Source organism: Ligilactobacillus apodemi DSM 16634 = JCM 16172, assembly GCF_001434405.1.
GTDB classification, from domain to species: domain Bacteria; phylum Bacillota; class Bacilli; order Lactobacillales; family Lactobacillaceae; genus Ligilactobacillus; species Ligilactobacillus apodemi.
The window spans coordinates 685,395-706,638 of record NZ_AZFT01000053.1 but is presented as its reverse complement, the minus strand read 5'-3'; the positions used below and the strand labels follow the sequence as shown (position 1 = coordinate 706,638).

The 21,244-nt window shown below is 38.4% G+C and carries 22 protein-coding genes; all 22 read left to right on the top strand.

Annotation, left to right across the window (positions count from 1 at the left end; genetic code table 11):
* The first annotated feature begins 409 nt into the window (after positions 1 to 409).
* The 22 genes from FC32_RS10620 (at position 410) to FC32_RS08630 (ending at position 21,237) form a co-directional block, all read left to right on the top strand.
* Positions 410 to 547 carry a hypothetical protein gene (locus FC32_RS10620; RefSeq protein WP_156399008.1) on the top strand — a complete coding sequence of 46 codons (138 nt, stop codon included), beginning with the start codon at positions 410 to 412 and terminating at the stop codon, positions 545 to 547.
* Positions 547 to 714, top strand: a complete 168-nt coding sequence (locus FC32_RS10810; RefSeq protein WP_004047968.1) for a hypothetical protein — start codon at positions 547 to 549, stop codon at positions 712 to 714. Before FC32_RS10620 ends, FC32_RS10810 begins: the two co-directional genes overlap by 1 nt.
* 441 nt (positions 715 to 1,155) lie before the next feature.
* Positions 1,156 to 2,457, top strand: a complete 1,302-nt coding sequence (locus FC32_RS08720; RefSeq protein WP_056957397.1) for a ParB N-terminal domain-containing protein — start codon at positions 1,156 to 1,158, stop codon at positions 2,455 to 2,457.
* Positions 2,458 to 2,535: 78 nt separating this feature from the next.
* Complete coding sequence (locus tag FC32_RS08715; protein ID WP_025087918.1) at positions 2,536 to 2,733, top strand: hypothetical protein; 198 nt, start codon at positions 2,536 to 2,538, stop codon at positions 2,731 to 2,733.
* Positions 2,734 to 2,745: 12 nt separating this feature from the next.
* Positions 2,746 to 3,006 (top strand): hypothetical protein, encoded by a 261-nt coding sequence (locus FC32_RS08710; RefSeq protein WP_025087917.1) that lies wholly within the window; start codon positions 2,746 to 2,748, stop codon positions 3,004 to 3,006.
* 274 nt (positions 3,007 to 3,280) lie between these two features.
* Positions 3,281 to 3,757: a hypothetical protein gene (locus FC32_RS08705; protein WP_025087916.1), complete on the top strand. Its 477-nt coding sequence runs from the start codon at positions 3,281 to 3,283 to the stop codon at positions 3,755 to 3,757.
* Positions 3,744 to 4,994 (top strand): PBSX family phage terminase large subunit, encoded by a 1,251-nt coding sequence (locus FC32_RS08700; protein ID WP_025087915.1) that lies wholly within the window; start codon positions 3,744 to 3,746, stop codon positions 4,992 to 4,994. Before FC32_RS08705 ends, FC32_RS08700 begins: the two co-directional genes overlap by 14 nt.
* Positions 4,994 to 6,535, top strand: a complete 1,542-nt coding sequence (locus tag FC32_RS08695; RefSeq protein WP_025087914.1) for a phage portal protein — start codon at positions 4,994 to 4,996, stop codon at positions 6,533 to 6,535. The genes FC32_RS08700 and FC32_RS08695 overlap by 1 nt, the downstream gene beginning before the upstream one ends.
* Positions 6,528 to 7,904 carry a minor capsid protein gene (locus FC32_RS08690; protein ID WP_025087913.1) on the top strand — a complete coding sequence of 459 codons (1,377 nt, stop codon included), beginning with the start codon at positions 6,528 to 6,530 and terminating at the stop codon, positions 7,902 to 7,904. Before FC32_RS08695 ends, FC32_RS08690 begins: the two co-directional genes overlap by 8 nt.
* Positions 7,885 to 8,052, top strand: coding sequence for a hypothetical protein (locus tag FC32_RS10615; RefSeq protein WP_155891505.1), 168 nt, complete (start codon positions 7,885 to 7,887; stop codon positions 8,050 to 8,052). The genes FC32_RS08690 and FC32_RS10615 overlap by 20 nt, the downstream gene beginning before the upstream one ends.
* A 154-nt stretch (positions 8,053 to 8,206) precedes the next feature.
* On the top strand, positions 8,207 to 8,755 hold the full coding sequence (locus FC32_RS08685) for a DUF4355 domain-containing protein (RefSeq protein WP_025087912.1): 549 nt from the start codon (positions 8,207 to 8,209) through the stop codon (positions 8,753 to 8,755).
* Between the two features lie 13 nt (positions 8,756 to 8,768).
* Positions 8,769 to 9,758 carry a phage major capsid protein gene (locus tag FC32_RS08680; protein ID WP_025087911.1) on the top strand — a complete coding sequence of 330 codons (990 nt, stop codon included), beginning with the start codon at positions 8,769 to 8,771 and terminating at the stop codon, positions 9,756 to 9,758.
* A 9-nt stretch (positions 9,759 to 9,767) separates the two neighbouring features.
* Positions 9,768 to 10,133 carry a phage head-tail connector protein gene (locus FC32_RS08675; protein ID WP_155891503.1) on the top strand — a complete coding sequence of 122 codons (366 nt, stop codon included), beginning with the start codon at positions 9,768 to 9,770 and terminating at the stop codon, positions 10,131 to 10,133.
* Between the two features lies 1 nt (position 10,134).
* Positions 10,135 to 10,401 (top strand): hypothetical protein, encoded by a 267-nt coding sequence (locus tag FC32_RS08670; RefSeq protein WP_025087909.1) that lies wholly within the window; start codon positions 10,135 to 10,137, stop codon positions 10,399 to 10,401.
* Complete coding sequence (locus tag FC32_RS08665) at positions 10,373 to 10,777, top strand: HK97-gp10 family putative phage morphogenesis protein (RefSeq protein ID WP_082587127.1); 405 nt, start codon at positions 10,373 to 10,375, stop codon at positions 10,775 to 10,777. Before FC32_RS08670 ends, FC32_RS08665 begins: the two co-directional genes overlap by 29 nt.
* Entirely contained in the window at positions 10,774 to 11,154 is a 381-nt protein-coding gene (locus FC32_RS08660; RefSeq protein ID WP_051533677.1) for a hypothetical protein, read from the top strand. The genes FC32_RS08665 and FC32_RS08660 overlap by 4 nt, the downstream gene beginning before the upstream one ends.
* Positions 11,155 to 11,171: 17 nt before the next feature.
* A complete protein-coding gene (locus tag FC32_RS08655) occupies positions 11,172 to 11,732 on the top strand; it encodes a phage major tail protein, TP901-1 family (RefSeq protein ID WP_025087906.1) in 561 nt (186 codons plus the stop codon).
* Between the two features lie 3 nt (positions 11,733 to 11,735).
* The gene (locus FC32_RS08650) at positions 11,736 to 12,068 is read left to right on the top strand and encodes a tail assembly chaperone (RefSeq protein ID WP_025087905.1); all 333 of its coding nucleotides are present in this window, start codon (positions 11,736 to 11,738) and stop codon (positions 12,066 to 12,068) included.
* Positions 12,069 to 12,103: 35 nt separating this feature from the next.
* Positions 12,104 to 12,481 carry a hypothetical protein gene (locus FC32_RS08645; RefSeq protein WP_051533676.1) on the top strand — a complete coding sequence of 126 codons (378 nt, stop codon included), beginning with the start codon at positions 12,104 to 12,106 and terminating at the stop codon, positions 12,479 to 12,481.
* Positions 12,465 to 15,623 (top strand): phage tail tape measure protein, encoded by a 3,159-nt coding sequence (locus tag FC32_RS08640; RefSeq protein ID WP_025087903.1) that lies wholly within the window; start codon positions 12,465 to 12,467, stop codon positions 15,621 to 15,623. Before FC32_RS08645 ends, FC32_RS08640 begins: the two co-directional genes overlap by 17 nt.
* 20 nt (positions 15,624 to 15,643) lie before the next feature.
* Positions 15,644 to 16,429 (top strand): distal tail protein Dit, encoded by a 786-nt coding sequence (locus FC32_RS08635; protein WP_025087902.1) that lies wholly within the window; start codon positions 15,644 to 15,646, stop codon positions 16,427 to 16,429.
* Entirely contained in the window at positions 16,426 to 21,237 is a 4,812-nt protein-coding gene (locus FC32_RS08630) for a phage tail spike protein (protein WP_025087901.1), read from the top strand. The genes FC32_RS08635 and FC32_RS08630 overlap by 4 nt, the downstream gene beginning before the upstream one ends.
* Positions 21,238 to 21,244: the final 7 nt, after the last annotated feature.

Genomic DNA, 21,244 nt, shown 5'->3' with positions numbered 1-21,244 from the left:
TGCGAAAGGTTAGGATGTGAAGAGACGCAATATCGTGTAAAGAAGCGTAAAGCCGAAAACGAGTTTGCAGATGCTTTTGAGACGTGTTGTCCATGGTGGAAAGATTTACACAAATATAAGTGAAAAAGTCTGAGAAATCAGGCTTTTTTTAATATAAAAGTATTGCAATTACGTAATGTATATAGTACACTAAAATAGTACCAAGAAGGAGGTGAGATTGATGAGCCTACTTAAAAGGTTACAAGCAAAAAAGCCCACAAAAACCAAACTTGTTGTCAAGATCAATTTGGTAATTGCGAGCTTTGAGCTTACTTTTGAGTGGTAACATTGATTAGTTACCACAGGAGGGGAATCGCCCTTCCCCTTCTTGGTACTTTTAGTATAACACATCAAATAGGAGGTTGTACAAATGAAGTTATTTGAATATCAAAAGGGTAAATTTAAAATGAGTGCCTCTGTTAGAAGAACAACTAAAAAAGAGATGATCACAAGTGCTATCGCCTTGATCGTGATAGCTGGATTAATTGCTTGGTGGGTGATGAAGTAATGGCATTATCACAGACAGAACGGAATAAACGCTGGCAAGCTAAGAACAAAGAAAAGGCTGCCTATATGCGCAAGCGATCGGTAGCAAGGACATTTATCACGAAGTATGGCAAGTATGAAGATCTATTAGAACTTAAAGAACTGCTTGATAAGAGACTATCAGAATAAACCGTTGCTTTTCCGCTGGAAATCCGCTGTAAAACCGTTGAAATAGCGCTGGTAAACCGTTGGAACATCATAGTATTATGATAGTGTTCCAGAAATGGGACATGAGTTTGATTATTTACTTTGAGAATATCTTGGATGAGAAAGCATGACGTGCTAGAGCGTCACTAAATAAGTTTAGCGTGTGGGCGCGATAAGTCCAGCTCGCAACTGACCGAAGCGAGCAAAATGGTCTATCTAGTGATAAAGTGTTGGTGCAAGTCCAACCTAGGCCTTTAGCTATCAAAAATGGAGATGCGTACATGTTAACAATTTATTTACTGACAGCATGTGTAACATTGCTGATTATATTAGCTATGTTGATCGTTGTAGCTAAGAAATTCAAATAATATCTAAGTCAGCTGTAATAGGCTGGCTTTTTATTTTGCAGAAAGGAGCGATCAAATGAAAGTGATCGAAATGCCTATTGATCAAGTTAAGCCATATGAAAACAATCCCCGAGTTAATGATGATGCGGTGCAAGAAACAGCTAATTCAATCAAAGAATTCGGGTGGCAACAACCGATCGTGGTTGACAAGGATAACGTGATCGTTGTAGGGCATACACGTTTAAAAGCTGCTAAGAAATTAAAATTGAAAAAAGTACCAGTTGTGATTGCTGATACATTATCAGAACAGCAAGTAAAAGCATATCGTTTAGCTGATAACAAAACCGGTGAATTAGCTGATTGGGATATGGAACTGTTAGATATAGAACTAGATGATATTGTTGATCTGGATATGTCTGATTTTGGATTTGATGATTTTATGGAAGATGAACAATCAACTTTTAGAAAAGTCATGTCACAAGATAATGATGCTCCCCCTTTATCTGAAAAATTCGGAGTATTTCCTGGATCTATCCTTGATACACGTCGTGGAGAGTGGCAATCACGCAAGAAACAATGGTTAGACTTAGGGATTGCTAGTGAGGTCGGACGAGAGGGAAACCTAACATTTGCTAAATCACTTGATATGGGTGGTGCAACGGGTGGAACCTCAATATTTGACCCTGTTTTGTGTGAATTGATGTACAACTGGTTTACTCCACATAAAGGTTCAAAAATTTATGACCCATTTGCTGGTGGTAGCGTTCGTGGCGTAACTGCTTCGATTTTAGGTCATGAATATACTGGAATAGAGCTTAGAAAAGAACAGGTTGAAGCCAATATTGAAAATGCTAAGCAAATAGGTGTTCCTAATGATATTACATGGATCAATGATGATAGTTTGAATGTTGATGAGTATGTTCAAGATAACAGCCAAGATCTATTATTGACTTGTCCGCCGTATGCTGATCTTGAAGTATACTCTGATGATCCTCAAGATATATCGAACATGAGTGAGTCTGATTTTGATAAGACTTATGTTGAGATATTGAAGCGTGGTGCTAACAAAGTCAGGGATAACCGCTTCGCCGTAGTTGTTATTTCTGACGTCAGAAGTAAGAAAGATGGACACTACCGCGACCTGCAAGGGCTAACTAAAAAAGCATTTAAAGAGCAAGGATTTATATTTTATAACGATATTGTGTTAGTTAACATCATTGGTTCAGGTGCTATTCGTGCTCGTCGTAATATGGTAAATCGTAAAGTGGTTAGATGTCATCAAAACGTTTTAGTGTTTTATAAGGGAGATACTAAGAAAATCAAAGAGCATTTTCCAGAAATAGAAGTGGCTGATGATCCGTTAGAAGAAAGTGAGTAAAAGCTTGGATAATCTCTTGAACCCCCTATACTCTTACCTTAAGCTTACAGTGTACCAAGGAAAGGAAGGTAAGATAAAATGACAAACGAAACAAAACAATTGAGAGACCAAGCAGAAAAAGGACGTATGTTATATCGAAGTGGTAACGCAACAATGGAAGAAGCTAAAGAATTGGTTATGCCTTACATCAATCATTTCAACAACCGTTCAAAAGAACTAGCAAAGAAATTTAACCAACGTCCAAAATTAATTAGTTTCAAGAGCTTTTGCCGATAGGAGGATATCAAGATGATGACAAAAAAGGAATACAATCAAGTAATGAATTCAAATTTGGTTGCAGAACATAATGGTATGTCCGAAGAAATGCATGTAGTAGATTTTTTAAATGATTTAGGAACAGCAATTAATTTCTATGGGACTATTGATAATGGCGTAGTAATCGACAGTGGAAATTTAATTACTTCTTCGTATGAATTAAAAAAATATATCTCTGATTTTTTAGAAGATGTGGCAGAAGATATGGCGTTTGATGTATTAAAATTCGTTTGATTAATTAAATTACATTGGGATAATGAACGTAAATTTGTATATATTGATTTTAGATAGTCGGGGTTCGAATCCTTGATTGATCTATTGGCATATCCTATCGGGAAAATAAACATAAGGAGTGCCTATCAAGCCGAGCGCAGAGTTGTAACGAACTAAAGCGAACGGCTTTTTTGTTGCTGACTTTTAGGATAAGTGACCGGAGCTCATAACTCTAGTTGGAAGTTCGAATCTTCCCAGCAGCGCTATAACTTGAAAGGAGGTGGCGTTACTTGAAATGGCAAGAGGACAGTACAAGAAGTGGTTAGAAACTGAAAATTTATTATTACTGCAAGGCTGGAAACGTGATGGTCTGACTGATGAACAAATCGCTCATAATATTGGAATTAGACGTGAGACGTTGTATGACTGGATAAAGAAATACCCTAACATATCCAACGCCTTAAAAATGGGAAAAGAGCAGGCTAACTTTATCATTGAGAATGCACTGTTCAAAAAAGCTAAGAGTGGGCACGTCACCGCACAGATATTTTGGCTCAAAAATAATTGGCGTGATAAGTATAACGATAGTCAGTTATCGGTTGAAGAAAGAGAGTTGCTTAAGCATCGTATTAAAGACTCTGAACTTGATACAAAAATCAAGGAAGCTAAACTTAAGATCTTACAAAACGGTGACGGTAGTGCAGAAGATCACTTATTAGAATTGATCGAAACGATTGAAAGCGAGGATGAACGGGAACATGGCACTGAATGATGTACTGACAAAGAAACAGCGTGAAGTGTTACATGCTTATCGCACTAAAGAATTTCGTTTTCTAATCAATTCGGGTTCTGTTCGTTCAGGCAAGACGTATATTGACAATTATTTGTTCTTGCTTGAGTTGTATAGAGTCAGAAAGCTGGCAAAACAGCTGAGAGATTCAAATCCTAAATATATTCTTGCTGGTGTATCGTCAGGTACGATCTATACGAATATCATTTCAGAGCTTGGCAATCAGTTTAGGATAGCGCCTAAGACTGATAGATTTGGGCATTATCACTTGTTAGGCGTTGAGATCGTGCCAGCATATACTGGTTCTATCCGTGGTATGGCCTCTATCCGTGGTATGACCAGTTATGGTGCTTACGTTAACGAAGCTTCATTAGCTGATCAAAACGTATTCCAAGAGATAAATAACCGCTGTTCACGACCAGGAGCACATATTATTTGTGATACTAACCCAGACCATCCCGAGCATTGGTTAAAGACACAGTATATCGATAAAGAAAATGATAGTGGCAAGACGTTGTACTTTAATTTTAAGCTTGAAGAAAATACAACACTTGATCAAAGCTATATCGAAGGTCTTAAGGCGACCACACCAACGGGGATGTTTTACGATCGTTCTATCTTGGGTTTATGGGTATCAGGTCAAGGGCTTGTTTATCCCGAGTTTGATAGACGTACAATGACAATAAACAGGCAACAAGCGTTCGATGAAACATACGAGCGCTTTTTTGTTGGAGTTGACTGGGGCTTTAACCATAAGACTGTTTTTACTGTTATGGGATATAGAGATGGTCAATATACGCTAATGGAAGAGCATGCTGCTAGTTATGAGCAGATCGCTTATTGGGTAGATGTGGCAAAGGATATTAAGGAGCGTTTTGGGAACATCCCTTTTTATTGTGATACTGCCAATCCTGAACATATTTATGATCTGAGTCAAGCAGGCATTCGAGCAATGAACGCTAATAAAAATGTCTTGAATGGTATCGAGTATGTAGCTGGAGCAATGCATAACGACAAATTTAGAGTCGTCTATGATGATTGTCCACAGTTTCGCAAAGAGATCTATAACTATGCTTGGAACGAAAAGACGGGTGATGTCATCAAGAAAGATGATGACTGTATGGACAGCATGCGTTACGCAATGTATAACGATTATCTGGACCACTTAGAAGAAAGCATGTCAGTTGAAGAGCTGGCTAGATTGAAGAGGTTTATGTAATGGATAAAGTAAGTGAATTTGAATATGGTTTGGGGAGCAATGCTAATAAAAATAGCTTGTTCCCTTTTTCTGTAAATAGCAATATTCATTATCGAGTCAACTCTTTAGATGACTTGACAGATAATAATTATGAGACGCTAACACAGATGATACTGCACTTCATCACTAATCAAGTGCCACGATTAGAAGTTTTAGATGGTTATTCTAAAGGACGTAATGCAGGTATCTTTAGTGGCGATCGCCGTTTGGATAAAAATAAAGCGGATCATCGGATCGCACATAATTTTGGTAAGTTGATCGCGCAATTTGTGGCGGGATATACGACTAGTGTACCACTGTCATATAATTTGCCAGATGATAACAAGTTGAATGATAAGCTACTAGAGTTCAATAAAGCAAACGATATAGTGACCTTGGATAACGAGTTGATGTATGACGTTGCGAAGTTTGGACGTGCTTACGATATCCAATATAAGAATGATGACGGCAACAAGATCAAACAAGCAAATGTGTTTGAAACGTTTGTGATCTATGACACGACTATCGAACGCAGGCCGGTAGCAGCAGTAAGGATCGTCGAAGCTGGTTTCAGTAAAGATAGCGTGAAATCATATCAGACGATCTTGTATACCGATAAAAACATCGTTTATTTTAAGCCAAGCACGTTTAAAAATGCTGCCTTACAGGAAGATCACACCGATGGTCATTTCTATAATGGTGTGCCGATCGTTGAGTATCAAAGCAACAAATATCGCACGTCGTGGTATGAAGATGTATTGCCGTTGATCGATGCTTACGACCAAGTGGAAAGTGATACGAGCAACTATATGACTGACGTTATCAATTCATTGTTAGTCATCAATGGTGATTTTTCGACTGCTAATACTAACGTAAATGAGTTGATAAAGCAGATACAGCAATATGGTATTTTAGGTCTTCAAAGTGGTATCGATCGCAATGGTAATGCTACAAGTCTTGACGCTAAATATATCAGCCCTGAATTTGATAGTGCTGCTAGTGAGAGTTACAAAGAGCGTATTCGCAAAGATATTTTTAACATCAGCAATATTCCAGATATGACTGATCAAAACTTTGCTGGCAATACAACGGGCGTGGCTATGCGGTATAAGATCTTTGGCTTTGAACAAGCTATCGGGCAAACGATCAACGCTTTTAAACGTTCGATTGCTAATCGTTGCGAATTGTTGTTCAACTTAGAAAGTAATCTATCTGTTTCTAAGAAAGAGCATTCTAATGTGTTAGTAGATTACACACCTAATCTGCCTTATGCGGTCAGTGAAGAAGTAACGATGTTGATAGATGCAGGCGTGCCTATCTCACGTAAGACTTTATACGATTTAACACACTTTACCACGGCTGAAACAGAAGAAAGCAATCTCAAAGCAGAAGAAGAGCAACTACAAAGCTCTGACAAGCTATCAGAGAGCTTTAAACAGGCTAACAATGTAAATAGATTAGACGATAAAGAAGTGCGCTCAAATACGACTAAAGAAAGCAAAAACGGTGATGTAGATGGATAGCAAGGATTACTGGCTCAAACGTGAGCAGGAACATGCTAAAGAATTACGTAAAGTCGTATCGGGTAAGACCGATGAGATCATGAAAGAGTATCATAAAGCTTTAAATGATATTGAAGCTGATATTAACCGTAACTTTCTACGCTATGCTAAAAACGGTAAAATGACAATGGCGGAAGCTATGAAACTTGCCGATAAAATGGATGTTGAACGTTTTGCTGATAAAGCTAAGCAGTATGTGCAAAATATGGATACCTCACCGCAAGCTAATGCTGATTTGAAGTTGTACAACTTGAAGATGCGAGTAAGTCGCTTGCAACTGTTAAAAATGGAGCTCAACCTTGAGATCGATAATTTGACAGGTAAGCTGAATGATGAAGCTTATAAGCATTTACACAAAGTTGCCTTAGATGAATATCGACGCCAAGCAGGTATCTTAGGACAGTCACTTAGATTTGATGATAAGAAAGTAAAAAGCTTAGTCAATGCGTCATATAAGCTTGGTAATGGCTATGTGACGTTTAGCAATAACGTGTGGCATAACACAGAAGCTTTAAAATCTAAGCTAGGAAGTGTGCTAAACAGTGCGATCTTACAAGGCAAGAATCCTAACCAATATATCTCTGAATTTAAGAAAATATTTGACGCTCAGTCGTATCAGGTTGGGCGTCTTTTGATTACTGAGACAGCTAGAGTACAAGGTGATGTTCAGCTAGATAGCTATAAACAAGGTGTTATCGAATGGTACGATATTAGCTTTGAAAGTGGTGCGTGTCGTATTTGTCGTCGTGCTGCATCTGGTGGGCCATATCGGCATGATAGAGCTGTTGTAGGGTATAACATGTACCCGTTTCATCCTAATTGCTTATGTTCGATAATGCCGGCTGAGATAATGAGTGAGAAAGAACGTCACGCCTTGAATAGATACATTAGTTCTGAATCATATACTCTAAATAATATGCTTAGATATTATCCAGACATGCTGACCGATGATCAAAAAGAAATGGTAAGATACCTTGATGCTGCACTGGATAAATTACCAAAATATAGTGGTAGATTACAGCGCGACTATTTCTTTGAAACTGCTGATGACCTTAGGAGCTTTGCAAAGAATTTCAAAATTGGAGAAATTTTTTCAGACAATGCTTATCTTTCAACTTCTAAAATACACTACGGCGAAAATCAGGAGCAATTACACTTTGAAATATTGAATAGCAAGACAGGGAGAGATGTTTCAAAGTATAATGAGAACGAACAGGAAGTATTGTTCAAGAGAGATACACCATTTAGGATACTTAGAATATATTACAACGATAAAGGTATTCCTACCGTAGATTTGGAGGAAATAATCGATGATAAAGAAGATAGATAAACATTCGAGGTTATACGGTACAAGTGGGCAATTAAAATTTTGGAATAATGTCAAACGACCACAAACAAAAGAAGAAAAGGAATGGGTTGAAGGCACTGTAAAATGGTTTGCTGAGAATCATGGTGATAAAAAGAAAGATAAGAAATGATATTTTGTCTTTTTGCGATCGCAGACGTTAAAGAACGATCGTTAAAAAATAAAACTGTATATGGATGACTAGATGCGCGTGCTTGGAAGCTTTGCTTGTGAGTGGGCGCTTTTATTATGTCTAGATCGTGTGTATGTGGTTAGGAGGAAAACCAATGAATACTGAAGAAGTATTAGATACAACAGCAACTGAAGAGGAACAAGCAAAGCCATATAAAACATTTGAGTCGCAATCTGATTTGGATAGCTATACGGATAAGCGAGTAGCTAAAGCTTTAGAAACGGCACGTTCTAAATGGAATGATGAGCTTGATACCAAGTTAAAAGAGCGTGAAGACGAAGCTAAGCGCCTTGCCAGCATGAATGCTAAAGATCGTGCTGAAGCTAAGCTAAAGAGTCGTGAAGAGGCTTTAAAGCAACGTGAGCATGAACTAAACATGAAAGCATATCGTATCGAAGCACAAAAGCAATTAGAAGAGCAGAAACTACCTGCAGATCTTGTTGATTTGGTATTGACTGATGACGCTGAAAAGACGCACAGCAATATTCGCAAACTTGCTGAGTCAGTTGATATGTTGGTCAAAGCACGAGTCGAAGAGCTATCTAAAACGGATAGTCCAAAGGAAAGTGCAGGTTTTAAGACTAGTGACAATTCAATGAATGATATTGCTAGCTTTGCACAAACCAATAGATTAATTAAATAGAGGAGGGCTTACAATGCCACAAACATTTGATCCAAATAACGTAACACTTTTACAAAAACGAGATGGGAGTATCCCAGAAAAACATGCGATCTTGACGATCCAAGAGATCATGCAAAATTCAAAAGTCATGCAACTTGGTAAGTATGAAGCTATGGATGGCTTAGAAAAGAAGTTCGATGTCTTCGTTAAAGGTGGCGGGGCTTATTGGGTAGATGAAACTCAAAAGATCCCAACGGCCAAGAGCGAATGGAAGACAGTCGAAATGCGAGCTAAGAAATTGGCTGTTATCTTGCCTGTATCTGATGAATACCTCAAATGGGGTATGAGCAATTTCTTTGAATTCATGAAACCTAAAATCGCTGAAGCTTTTTATAAGAAATTTGATGAAGCTGTTTTGTTAGGTAAGAACAACCCGTTCAAGCAATCGTTGGCACGTTCGATCGCTACTGCTGGTACAAACATCACTGGTTCGATCGATTATGATACTATCTTAGATCTTGAAGATAAGTTATATGACAATAATATTGAGCCAAATGCCTTTATTTCCAAAGTGCAAAACCATTCAGCCTTACGCAAAGCGGTCAAGACTGAAAACGGTGTGGCAACATCATTATATGATCGGGCCAATGGAACAATCGACGGGATCACGACCGTAAATCTAAAGTCAGATGAACTTCCTAAAGGATCTTTAATCGCTGGGGACTTTAATTATTTATATTACGGTATTCCAGCAGGCTTAGAGTACTCTGTATCTGACCAAGCACAATTATCTACGTTGACTAACGAAGACGGCACACCTATCAACTTGTTTGAACAAGGTATGAAAGCTTTACGTGTAACAATGCACGTAGCTGCTTTAGTAGTCAAAGATGAAGCATTTGCAGGATTGAATATGACAACAGACGATAACGTCTTTGAAACCATGCCAGGCCATGATACGAATTCCTCTGATCCAGATGCAGTAAAGAACACAAAGAAAGCTAAAGCCAAAGCTAGCGAGTAGGTGATCTAATTGTCAGAAGGAACAATGAAAGTGGTAAACACGGTCAAGCTTCTGGCAGGGATCACAGATAATGAACAAGACGATGTCATCTTAGCTCTAGAAGAGATGACACGTAATCAGCTTTCAATGATGGTTGATGAGACCTCAGTACCACCACCATTGGAAGCCGTAGTATTACCTGTGACGCTTGCCAGATTTAACCGTCTTGGTAATGAAGGGATGCAGTCTTATAGCCAAGAAGGAGAAAGTATCACTTATCCTGCAAGCGATTTTGATGAGTATACGAACGTGATCGAGCGTTACAATTCTGAAAAAAATTCAGAAAAAAAGCGTGGGAAGATCGTATTTTTTACTGAAGATAAGGCTGGTGCTTAAGATGCGTTTTAACAAAAGAGCTTCTTTCAAAAAGAATGATCTTGAAGGTGAGATCTTACCTGTTAACTTAACATCGATGGGAGCACAACAACAGCAATTAGTATTCGGTGATGTAAAACAAGAGCGTGTGATCGCTCGCTTTCAACGACCTGTGAGCGTTAGAACGGGCTATTTTATTGTTGATGATAAATCATATCAGATAACGTTAAACATTAGCTCAGAGCGTCGCACAGCGTTATATGGAGTTGAGTATCGTGGCAGGTTATAAAGTTGAGCTAAAAGGGACGGATGAACTTGTTAAAGCTCTGATGTCTAATAAAAAAATGACTCAAGTAAAAGAACTGGTAAAAGGTTCAACGGTCAATATTGCACGTCAAAGTCAACAGCTTGTACCTGTTGGCTGGGGACGCAGATATCCAGCTAAGACAAAAGCGCCAAATGGTTATCGTGGTGGTACGTTAAAACGTAGTATGACGCAAACTATCGGTAATGGCGGTCTGGAAGGCAAGGTCATGTACGATACAGCTTATGCAGCTTATCAAGAGTATGGGACACGTAAACTGCCTGCTCGCCACTATCTCAAGAAACCTTTTGAGAGCGAAAAAGAAGTGTTTATCTCGAAAATGAAAGGGTTGGTTAAATGATGGACCCATATCAAGAAATTTTTGAGAAGGTCATAGAATTATCAAATGAATCAGGATATGCGACTTTTGACTATTTACCAGATGAAAGTCAAGCATATCCTTTTGTTTATGTCGGTTATCAACAAAATATCGATAGGATCACTAAGACTCGATTTTTAGGTAAAACGCATATTCAACTTGATGTGTATGCGGAGCATGATCGACGTTTTGAAGTGTCAAGGATCTTGAATGATCTGCTAAATGTGATCCAACACAACAGACGAACTGAGCACTATAACTATACTGTTGTAAACAGTGAAAGTCAGTTGATGGGAGATAATACGACAGATATTCCGTTGATCCATGGAATCTTAGAGTTAGAAATTCAATACAGTTAACAGGAGTGTGACTAAACATGGCAGAAAATATTAAAACATTACATGGGAAAGATACATTTCTCTTTGTTCGCAAGTTAAAAGATGCTAAGACGAGCGAAGGTAAGTTGATCCCATTTCAAACGTCGTTAAGTTTTGGACCTAGTCGGGACTCAGATACGACACAAACTAAATCAGGTCCAGTAACAACTGCAGGTGGTATCGAAACAGATCTAAGTGTGGAGTTTATCAATAACACATCTGCGATCGTAGATGCTTTACAAGATAGTTTGTTTGATGGTGACAAGTTAGAGTTTTGGATCATTTATACAGGGCGAAAGAACGCACAAGGACAGTATTTCTCATTTTATGGTCGTGCGATCGTGTCAGAAGATAGCAACGATAACGATGCGGATGATCTATCAACTCGTGAAGTGTCATTTGGCGTTGATGGTACACCAAAACGAGGGTGGACCACATTGCCACAATCTGCTCAAGAAGCTATCGAATATGTTTACCGTGGCTTAGAAGCTTTAGGCGATAAAGAAACTACTGGTACAGCTTGGAAAGATGCTGATGCTGGAATCAATTCGGAGGAATAAAAGATGATCTTAAAAATTAATGAAAAAGATGTTGAATTAAAATTTGGTATTCGTTTTGTGCGTGAACTTGATAAAGTTGGTGGTGTTGATACTGGTAACTTCAACATGGGAATGGCGTTGACTAAAGCTATTCCAGCGTTACAAGCATATGACCCTGTGGCGTTGAGCAATGTTATCTATGCTGCGTCTTATGGCAACACTCCCCGTCCAGGTATGACGGAAGTTGATGATTTTTTAGATGGCTATGCGAAGATCGAAAAATTATTTGATGATGTCACAAAAGAAATGATGAAAGCTAATGCTGTAAAAGTTGCAGCAAAAAACCTAAAAGCCTAGATAACCAATCTGGAGATCAACAATATCATGAGATAATGTTAAACTCATTGGCTTATCTAGGTTTTTCTGATATTAGAAAAATCGAAGATATGACATTTGCCGAGTACAATTTGCGGATCGAAGCGCATCAACTCAAGCAGATCAAAGAACAAGAAAAGTTGGCTTTGTTAGCGTGGTTTAATCAATCGGTTCAAGCTACGACAGGCAACGCTAAGCATCCTAAACCGAAATATCGAAAGTTTACTGATTTCTTTGATAGTTTAGAGATGATAGATGAATTACGTGATGAATTTGAATTGGATTATCAACCACGCACACAAAAGGTCAAAGATAAAAAACGTCGTGATCTGATCAATGCTAGATTAGCAGAATTTGAAATGATGAGGAGGGGAAGTCATGGCGCAGAGTTATAGTGTTACTGCTGTTTTAAGTGCTGTTGATCGTGGCTTTTCTTCTACAATGGATAAGGCTGCAACAGCAACAAAGTCGTTAGGTAGTACAGTTCAAGAAAAGATGAGCGGTATCGGAAAAGCTGTAACAATTGCGGGTGCTGCAACTACTGCAATGGGTGTTAGTGCTTTAAAGAGTTATGGATCTTTTAAACAATCATTAAACCAAGCAGCAGTCATTGCAGGTGGTACGGCTAAAGATATTGATGGTTTGGCTGATGTAGCTAACAGAATGGGTGCAGAATTGCCGCTAAGTGCGCAAGATGCTGCAGACGCTATGGTGGCTATGGCTCGTGATGGTGCTTCTATTGGTACGATCAAGAAAGAATTTCCTGCGATTGCTAAGGCTGCAACTGCTGCTGGAGCAGATCTTCAAACAACCGCCTCTGTTGTTCAACAATCGATGAACATTTGGGGAGATAGCTTAAAGTCACCAGAGCAAGCAGCGGGCATTTTGGTTTCAACTGCTAATATGTCCAACGCTTCGATTGAAAGTATGCAACAAGCTCTTGCTACAATGGGACCAACGGCAACCATGACTGGCATGGACATGCAGACTGTTGCTACAGCTATTGGTTTATTGACTAATAAAGGTTTTAGTGCAGCACAAGCATCTGATGACTTGAATCATGCAATTCTGCAAATGGCAGCTCCATCAAAAGTTGCTAAGGGTGCAATGGAAGACCTGGGTATTTCTTATCGTGATGCCGAAGGAAATATGAAGCCATTTCCACAGATTTTATCTGAAGTAGCGGAGAAAACAGATGGCTTAGGCAAGGCACAAAAAGATGCAGCATTAAAAGCATTATTTGGGACTGCTGGTATGAAAGCTATCTTGCCATTATTAGATTCGGTTAAGGATAAGACAGGCAATACTGCTACGAGTTGGGATGCTTTCACTAAGGCAATGGATGAAGCCGCAGGAACAACTGAAAAAGCAAATAAAACACTTAACAAACAAGCTGTTGAAATGCAGAAAAATGTCGGTTCAAAGATTGAGCAATTAGGTGGTAACTGGGAATCTTTGCGTAATAAAGCAATGGATTCGCAGAGCAAGGTTACAGGTTCTATGCTTGATATGGCTAATACTGCTTTAGATTGGGCTGGGAAAACTGATTCATCTACTGCTAAAGTTATACGTGGTTTTATAGGTCTTAGTCCTGCTATTGGACCAGCCATGACGGCTGTTGGTGGTTTCTTAACTAATGCGCAAAAAATTGGTAGTGCATTGGGCGGTGGTATTAGAGCAATCAAATTATTTGGTAGTGGCGTAGGAAGTTTTATCAACGTTTCAAGAGCCTTAATCGGAATTGCAAAAGGATCGCAATCAGCATTATTAGCATTACAAATGCTAGCCAAAACGTCAATTATCGCCAAAACAGCATTATTCGCATACAATGCTGCAGTAAAAATAGCGACAGTTGTACAAGCTGCGTTTAATGCTGTTATGGCGTTGAATCCGTTTATCTTGATAGGTGTGGCGATAGCTGCTGTTATCGCTGCATTAGTGTTGTTTTTTACAAAAACTAAGTTAGGTCAACAGATTTGGCAAGGTTTTGTTAGCTGGCTGTCTAATGCTTGGAATACTTTGAAAGAATTAGCCTCAGCGGTTTGGAACGCTATAGCTGAAATAATTTCTAGTGTTGTTGAAAAGATCAAACCTATTTGGAATACAATTGTAGAATTTTTTTCAAATCTTTGGAACACGGTCGTTAATATAGCAACAAACACTTGGGATTCATTTATTGCGGGCGTTGCACCAATCATAGAAAGTCTTAAAAATCTCTGGAATTCATTAGTTGAGTTCTTTTCAGCGCTATGGCAACAGATAATTACTGTTGCAACGCCAATGTGGAATATTTTAGTTATTGTGATTACAACAGTCTGGGAACAGATAAAAATGGTGGTACAGGCGGCAATCACGATTTTATCGTCAGTAATTCAAGCTGGGTTAAGTGTTATTCAGGTTATTTGGAGTGCTATTTGGAATGTTATAGTTGCTTTATTGGCAACTATTTGGGATCAAGCGAAGATTATTATTCAAACTGCTATATCTGTGATTTCAACGATAATTCAGACGGCGATGTCTCTTATTTCGACAATCTGGAGTGCGATTTGGAATACTATTGTAAATATCGTTTCGACTGTTTGGAACATAATATCAACAGTGGTTTCCACTGCTATCAATGTCGTTGCTAATATTATTAAAGCAGTGACTGCAGCTATAAAAGGTGATTGGTCTGGTGTATGGCAAGCAATTAAAAATATTGTTTCGACAATCTGGAACGGTATAAAATCTGTTGTAACAATAGCTATTAATGGTGTTTCTACTGCGATCAGCATTACTTTAAACGTTATAAAATCTATTTGGTCTGCAATTTGGAATTCTGTTAAAAATGTTACAATTAGTATTTGGAACGGTATTAAGGCGTTGATTTCAACAACGTTAAACGGCATCAGTTCGATTGTTTCAAGTGTTATGAATGGTATTAAAAGCGTCACTTTAAGTATTATGAATGGCATTAGAAATGTATTTTCAACTGGATGGAACACTGTTTCAAAGGTTACCGGCGAGGGTATCAATCGAGCATATAAAGCTGTTAAAAATATAGCAGGTAATATGTTAAGTGCAGGACGTGACTTTGTCATGGGGTTTGTAAAAGGTATTACTGGTGCGATTGGGTCAGCTGTTAATGCAGCGGCTAATATGGCTAAAAAAGCTTTGAATGCTGCTAAAAGTGCATTGGGTATTCACTCACCATCACGTGTTATGCGTGATGAAGTTGGTAAATGGGTGCCAGCTGGTCTTGCAGTAGGTATCATGAATAATTTATCTGATATTGAAAATGCAAGCGATAAAATGGCACAAGCATCAATGTTTAGTATTCCACCGGTTAATACGCATGACTTTGTTAATTCGATTGCAGCGATGAATGGTCAATTAACTGGTAGTGTCAGTGGTGATTTGACACATGAACTGTCGATCAATCAGCAATCTGCTTACATCAATGTTTCACTTGGTGGCACTGATTATGGCGCATTTGTTGAGGATATTAGTCGTGAACAAGGATCACAAGCTAGTTTGACTCGTAACTATAAATTCTAAACAAAAAGGAGGAATTAATCATGTACGATTTTAGAGATTTACAACCACGGGCAGAACCTAGCCCATCTTTGCCACTTGAAGCAATCTGTTATGCGGGTAAGTGGCTAGATCGTGAAATTCCAGAATTCGAGACTTTAGTTGTAGAAGGTCGAGCTGGTTTTGAACGTCAAATAAACGCTCCTGATCGCGTTGGAGATGGTAGCCTATATCTTAACTCACGTATCAAGGAACGAAAAATCACAGTTACTTTTAGATTGCTATGTAATACGATTGAACGATATAACAAATCACTAGCTAAGTTAAATCAATTAACGTATGCTACTAATGTTGAAGTTAAGTTTGCTGATGAACAGGATTATCACTATATCGGAACGATTGAAAGTATCAGTTTAGATAAGCCATTATTTAGTACGACTGGAAAAATCGAGATCGTTTGCGCTGATCCATACAAGTACAGCACAGCTAAAACAATTAATTTTACTGGGACATCGATAAACGTCTTAGATATTGAACTTAGCTATCCTCAAACACCAAAGCTCATTGAATTCACACCAAATGAAGCTATTTCTAAGTTTGAAATGCGAACAAATGATTCTAAAGTATTTACCTTCAATGAATCGATTGGGGCAGGAACCAAATTAACGATCGATTTTACAAAATTGACGGTTAAGCTCAATACTGTTCAACATTTGATGGGTTTGAAACTATCATCTAATTTTAGTGATTTCTATATTCGAAATGGTACAGTAATCACACTCAATGCTAGAGGATATTTTAAAATGATTTACGAGGTGAAACGCTTATGATTATGTATTTATTGGATAAACAGCAAAATATCATCAAAGCGATTTCTGATGGGATCATCGAAGCGAAGATGACAGAAGAAATCAACGCAGCGGATAAATTGTCGTTTAGCTTAGTTCAAAATCAGCGTTTAACAAGTAATATCTATTTTGTATGCATTCCTGCAACTCGCGGGGATGCTTTTTTGATGTTTAAAATTATCTCTGAAAGTGTCAAAGATGACTGCATTGAATACACATGTATTGAGTCTGCTTATGATGAACTAAAAAGTTATGCGTATATCAAAGATGTTAGACCACAAGATAAAACGGCTAGTGAAATGTTGCGAATTGCTTTGGATGGGACGCGTTGGGAAGTTGGACATAGTGAAGAAACGGTACGTAAGAGAACGAATTTTTACTATATTTCAACACTGGAAGCTATCCAAAAAGTTGTGGAACTATTTAAGATCGAACTAACATTTACAGTTGTTATTGATCCGATCACAAATAGAATTGTCAGACGGCAAGTTAATTTGTACAGTCAACAAGGAGAACGTACAGGCAAGCGTTTTGAATACGGTTCTAACTTACTTAGCGTTACTCGAGAAGAATCTAGCGAGGACCTCGTTACAGCGCTTGTAGGACGTGGGAAAGGCGAACAGCTAGACGATGGTAATGATGATACGGTTGATGGCTATGGTCGACGTATTATGTTTACTGACGTTGTCTGGAGTAAAGCTAATGGCAATCCTACTGATAAACCAGCAGGTCAAGAATACGTTGAAGATAAAGAAGCTACTAAACTTTACGGTTTTGATGATGGAAAACCAAGAATCGGAATCGCTGTTTTTGAAGATATTGAAGATGTTACACAGCTTATAAATGCAACGTGGGCAGCATTACAGGTGGCTAAGCGTCCGAAAGTGTCTTTTAAAGCTAGTGCCTTAGATATTGGTGATCTTAGTCTAGGTGATACAGTTGCGATCATCAGACATGAGCTAAATATTGAATACTTCACCCGTGTTTATAAGGTAGAGCACGATTTACTAGACAAAAATAATAACGTGATCGAGTTAGGTGATGATTTTAGCGAAAAGAGTCTAACGAGCTATGTGGCGTCGGTCAAGCAAGCTCAAGAAGAAACATCAAGAGTTGCTAATATCGCTCTGACATCTGCCAATGGCAAAAATAAAAACTTTTATTCGAATGTTAAACCCACGACTGCAGCTGAAGGAGACAACCTTTTTCTTGATCTAGGCAATGGTGAGACAGAGTATTACGTTTGGCGTAATGGTAACTGGGAACTCATTTTAAGTACAGCAGAGATCAAAGTAACACAAAAAGAAGTTGATAAAGCGCTCGAAGATATTGAAGATGTAAGGTTAAAAGCTAACGAAGCGTACAACTCAGCTAAAAGTGCGCATTCAACCTCTAATTCGATTTATGCGTCGTTTATGGATATGCAAAACAGCTTATCTACGCAATTAACTGAAATCGATACGAGAGCACAGCTAGGCGTACAGAATGCTTTGGATAACGTAACAAAGCTTGCTAAAAATTATGATGATTTTACGAGAGCTGTTAATGGGCGAATCGATTTATCTGCTTCTGAATCAGCTAAAAGGATTGCAGAGGTATCTGCAAGCACTAAAGAATTATCAGATAGGGCCAAGCAACAGCAAAAAGCGATCGCAGATCTAACTACGAGTGTTGATGGTGTTAGAAGTCAGTATGCGACTTTGGATGGACGTGTTAGTCAATTCAGCGCTGGCATTGATGGATTAGACGCCCAATTAAGAGATGCTAAAGGTCAGTTAGCAGCAATTAAAGTAACTGCTGATGGCACTGCGACTAATCTTGCTAATGCACAAGGAGATATTGCCAATGTAAGAGAAAAAGCTAATTTACTTGAACAGCAAATGCTAGGTAAGGTCGGTAATGACGTCTTTGAGAGTTTTCGATCAAGTACGGCACAAGCGCTAAATAGTAAGTTAACTGCTAGCGATCTTAATGGATATGCTAGATCATCAGAAGTTGAACAAACAGCAAATGGCTTAAGAGCAAGTATCATTAGCGTAGATGGTAAGATCGATAACTTGAAATTGGGTGGTCGTAATTATCTACAAGGGTCGTTAGATTTTACTTGGCCGACAGGTATTGGTCAAAATAACGTCACTCCTACGTTTGATACACAAGGCGATACTAAGATCATGCATCTAAGTAGTCAATATGCTGGTGGTGTGTATACCAAATGGGGTGGAGCATTTCCAAATGGAGAACTACAAGTTGGCGACGATTATACGTTATCATTTGATGCTAAAGGATCAGGCGTATTTAAAACTGTGAAAAACGAAAGCGAGGCTGGCGACGGATCTTTATCTGGAACTAGTCTTACTTCAAACTGGAAACGATATAGCGTATCTGGAAAGATCAATAGTCTTAACAAAGCATATGTCATCTATTTTAACGGTGGATATGATGCGAACATTAAACGTGTGAAGATAGAAAAAGGTAATAAACCTACTGACTACACACAAGCACCAGAAGATATTGAGAGCAAATTTAACAGTGTAAATAATACGCTCAAAGCTTACAAAACAGACTTTGATTTATTCAAAGATGGGATGAGTTTACGGGTAGCTGAGATCGATCGTGTAAACACTCGAATTAATGATCTAAATATTCAAAACCTTGTCTATAATTCTGAATTTTCTAATAATGCTGAAGCTTGGACTTTGTTTGGTATTGAAAATGGTAGGACAATTCTTTTTGCGAATAACGAGTGGGACGCTTACAAAGGTTCAACAGGTTTGGCCTTTAGAAATACTATTGGTGGTTATTACAACTTATCAGCAACAAGTAAATCGATCAGAGTAACTCAATATGACAAACTATCTGCAAGTGTTTGGATGCATGTAACGGACAACATTACCAACGGAAACTGCAAAGCAAGAATGGAAATTGTATTTTTCAGAGAAGAGTCTACGGGATACTTAAGTAGCTCAAATCAAGCTACGCAAGAGGTTAGAAACATCAGTAATGGGCATCAGCAGTTGCTGTATTGTAACGATGTTAGCTTACCGGACGGGACAAAATATGTTGCAATGCGTTTAATCACTAACGGAGTAGGAAATGTGATTTTTAACCAACCTATGATGTCATTTAGTAGTTCATATGTTCCATATACGCAAAATACAGGGCTATTAGAAACATTGCCAGGAAGGTATTCAGCTATTAATGTTAGAGTTGATAGTATCAATTCGACGGTAGCCAACAAGGCCGATAAATCTTATGTAGATCAGAGAGCTAACGAGATCACGGCTGCTGTGTCTGATAAAGCAAGTTGGGCATATGTCAATCAGAAAGCTAGCGAGATTAGTAGTGTTGTTGCAAATAAAGCCGATGCTTCTTATGTGGATCAAAAAGCAAATCAATGGCAACTTATGCTACAAAATATGCATATCGGCGGTACTAACTTACTCAAGGGAACCTCTAAGGAATTTAAATTCATCAGTGCACCAACAACAGGATTGATAGAAGGAATTCGCTATGACACTTCCAGATCGCTTGATAAAAACCGTTATACTTTGTCATTTGAAGCAAAGGCGTTATTTAGTGGTCAAAAAATGGCATGTTATTTATGGCATGGAGATCTTGGAGGAGATAATAGGGTTAGGGGCGTTATTGAATCAAATGGCGTCGAAAGAGATAATTCGGTAGATGGTTATTGGGAAGTTACCTTAACTTCCAGTTGGAAAAAATACTATATCACTTATAAGCTAGATCCTGACGATAAGCGTAAAAGTGTCATTATCGGAAGACGTTTTGCAGATTCATCTCCAAAACCTGCAGGTTATGTATATGTGCGTTGTGTGAAATTAGAAGAAGGAACAAAAGCGACTGACTGGTCACCTGATCCAGAGGACACAACCGTTGCAATCACTGCTGTAAAAAATGAGCTAGATACTGCGATAAATTTGCGAGTACAGAAGGATGAGTTACTATCACAGATCAACATGCAAGCCAACCGTACGTTGATTCAGTCGAAGAAGATCTATCTTGATGCTGATTCGGTTGCTTTTAGTGGTCGAGCATTTATTCCAAGTGCTGCGATCACTGATTTAAATGCAGATAAAATTACAACGGGTACACTCAATGCCGCCAACGTCAACATTATTAACCTAAATGTTTCTAAATTAACTGGTGATAGGACAGAGTTTGTGAGATCGTTTTGGCGTAGTGCTTACGGAAGTTATGTGAATATAGATTATAGTGGTATGCGTGTTACTTACGGAAATACTACAACTCAGTTTTACGATCACGGGATGTTAATACAGGCAGTCGGTGAAAAAATCGGTGGGATTGGATGGCAAGGCATGCAAGGAATGCCAAGCAATTACCAAGGCTTATTGTTCTGGTTAGATGGTGGCGGTGATTATATGGCTTGGGCAGCTAGGGATAATGGAAATTATAGTATGAATCCACAGATTAAGATGAGTTGGTATAGAAATGAATGGAGACCTAATAGTGCTAATTCAGGATTCAATTTCTATGATCCAGTTACGTTTAGCGAACCGATTACATTACGCAATGTGGTATATCCTAGTGGAAATCCTAGTGATGGGATGGCTATTAGATTTTTCACTGTAAACTACAATGGGCATAGCTATCCTACAATTGGATCGAAAAGTATGAAAGCAGGGATAATGATTGGCGATTGGGATTTATTCTTGCTCTTCAATAATAAAGTATATCCTTTACAAGGTTGGAAGGTTCCGACAAATCTTGATCAAGGACGTGTAGCAAGATACCTAGATATTGAATACTAGAAACTAA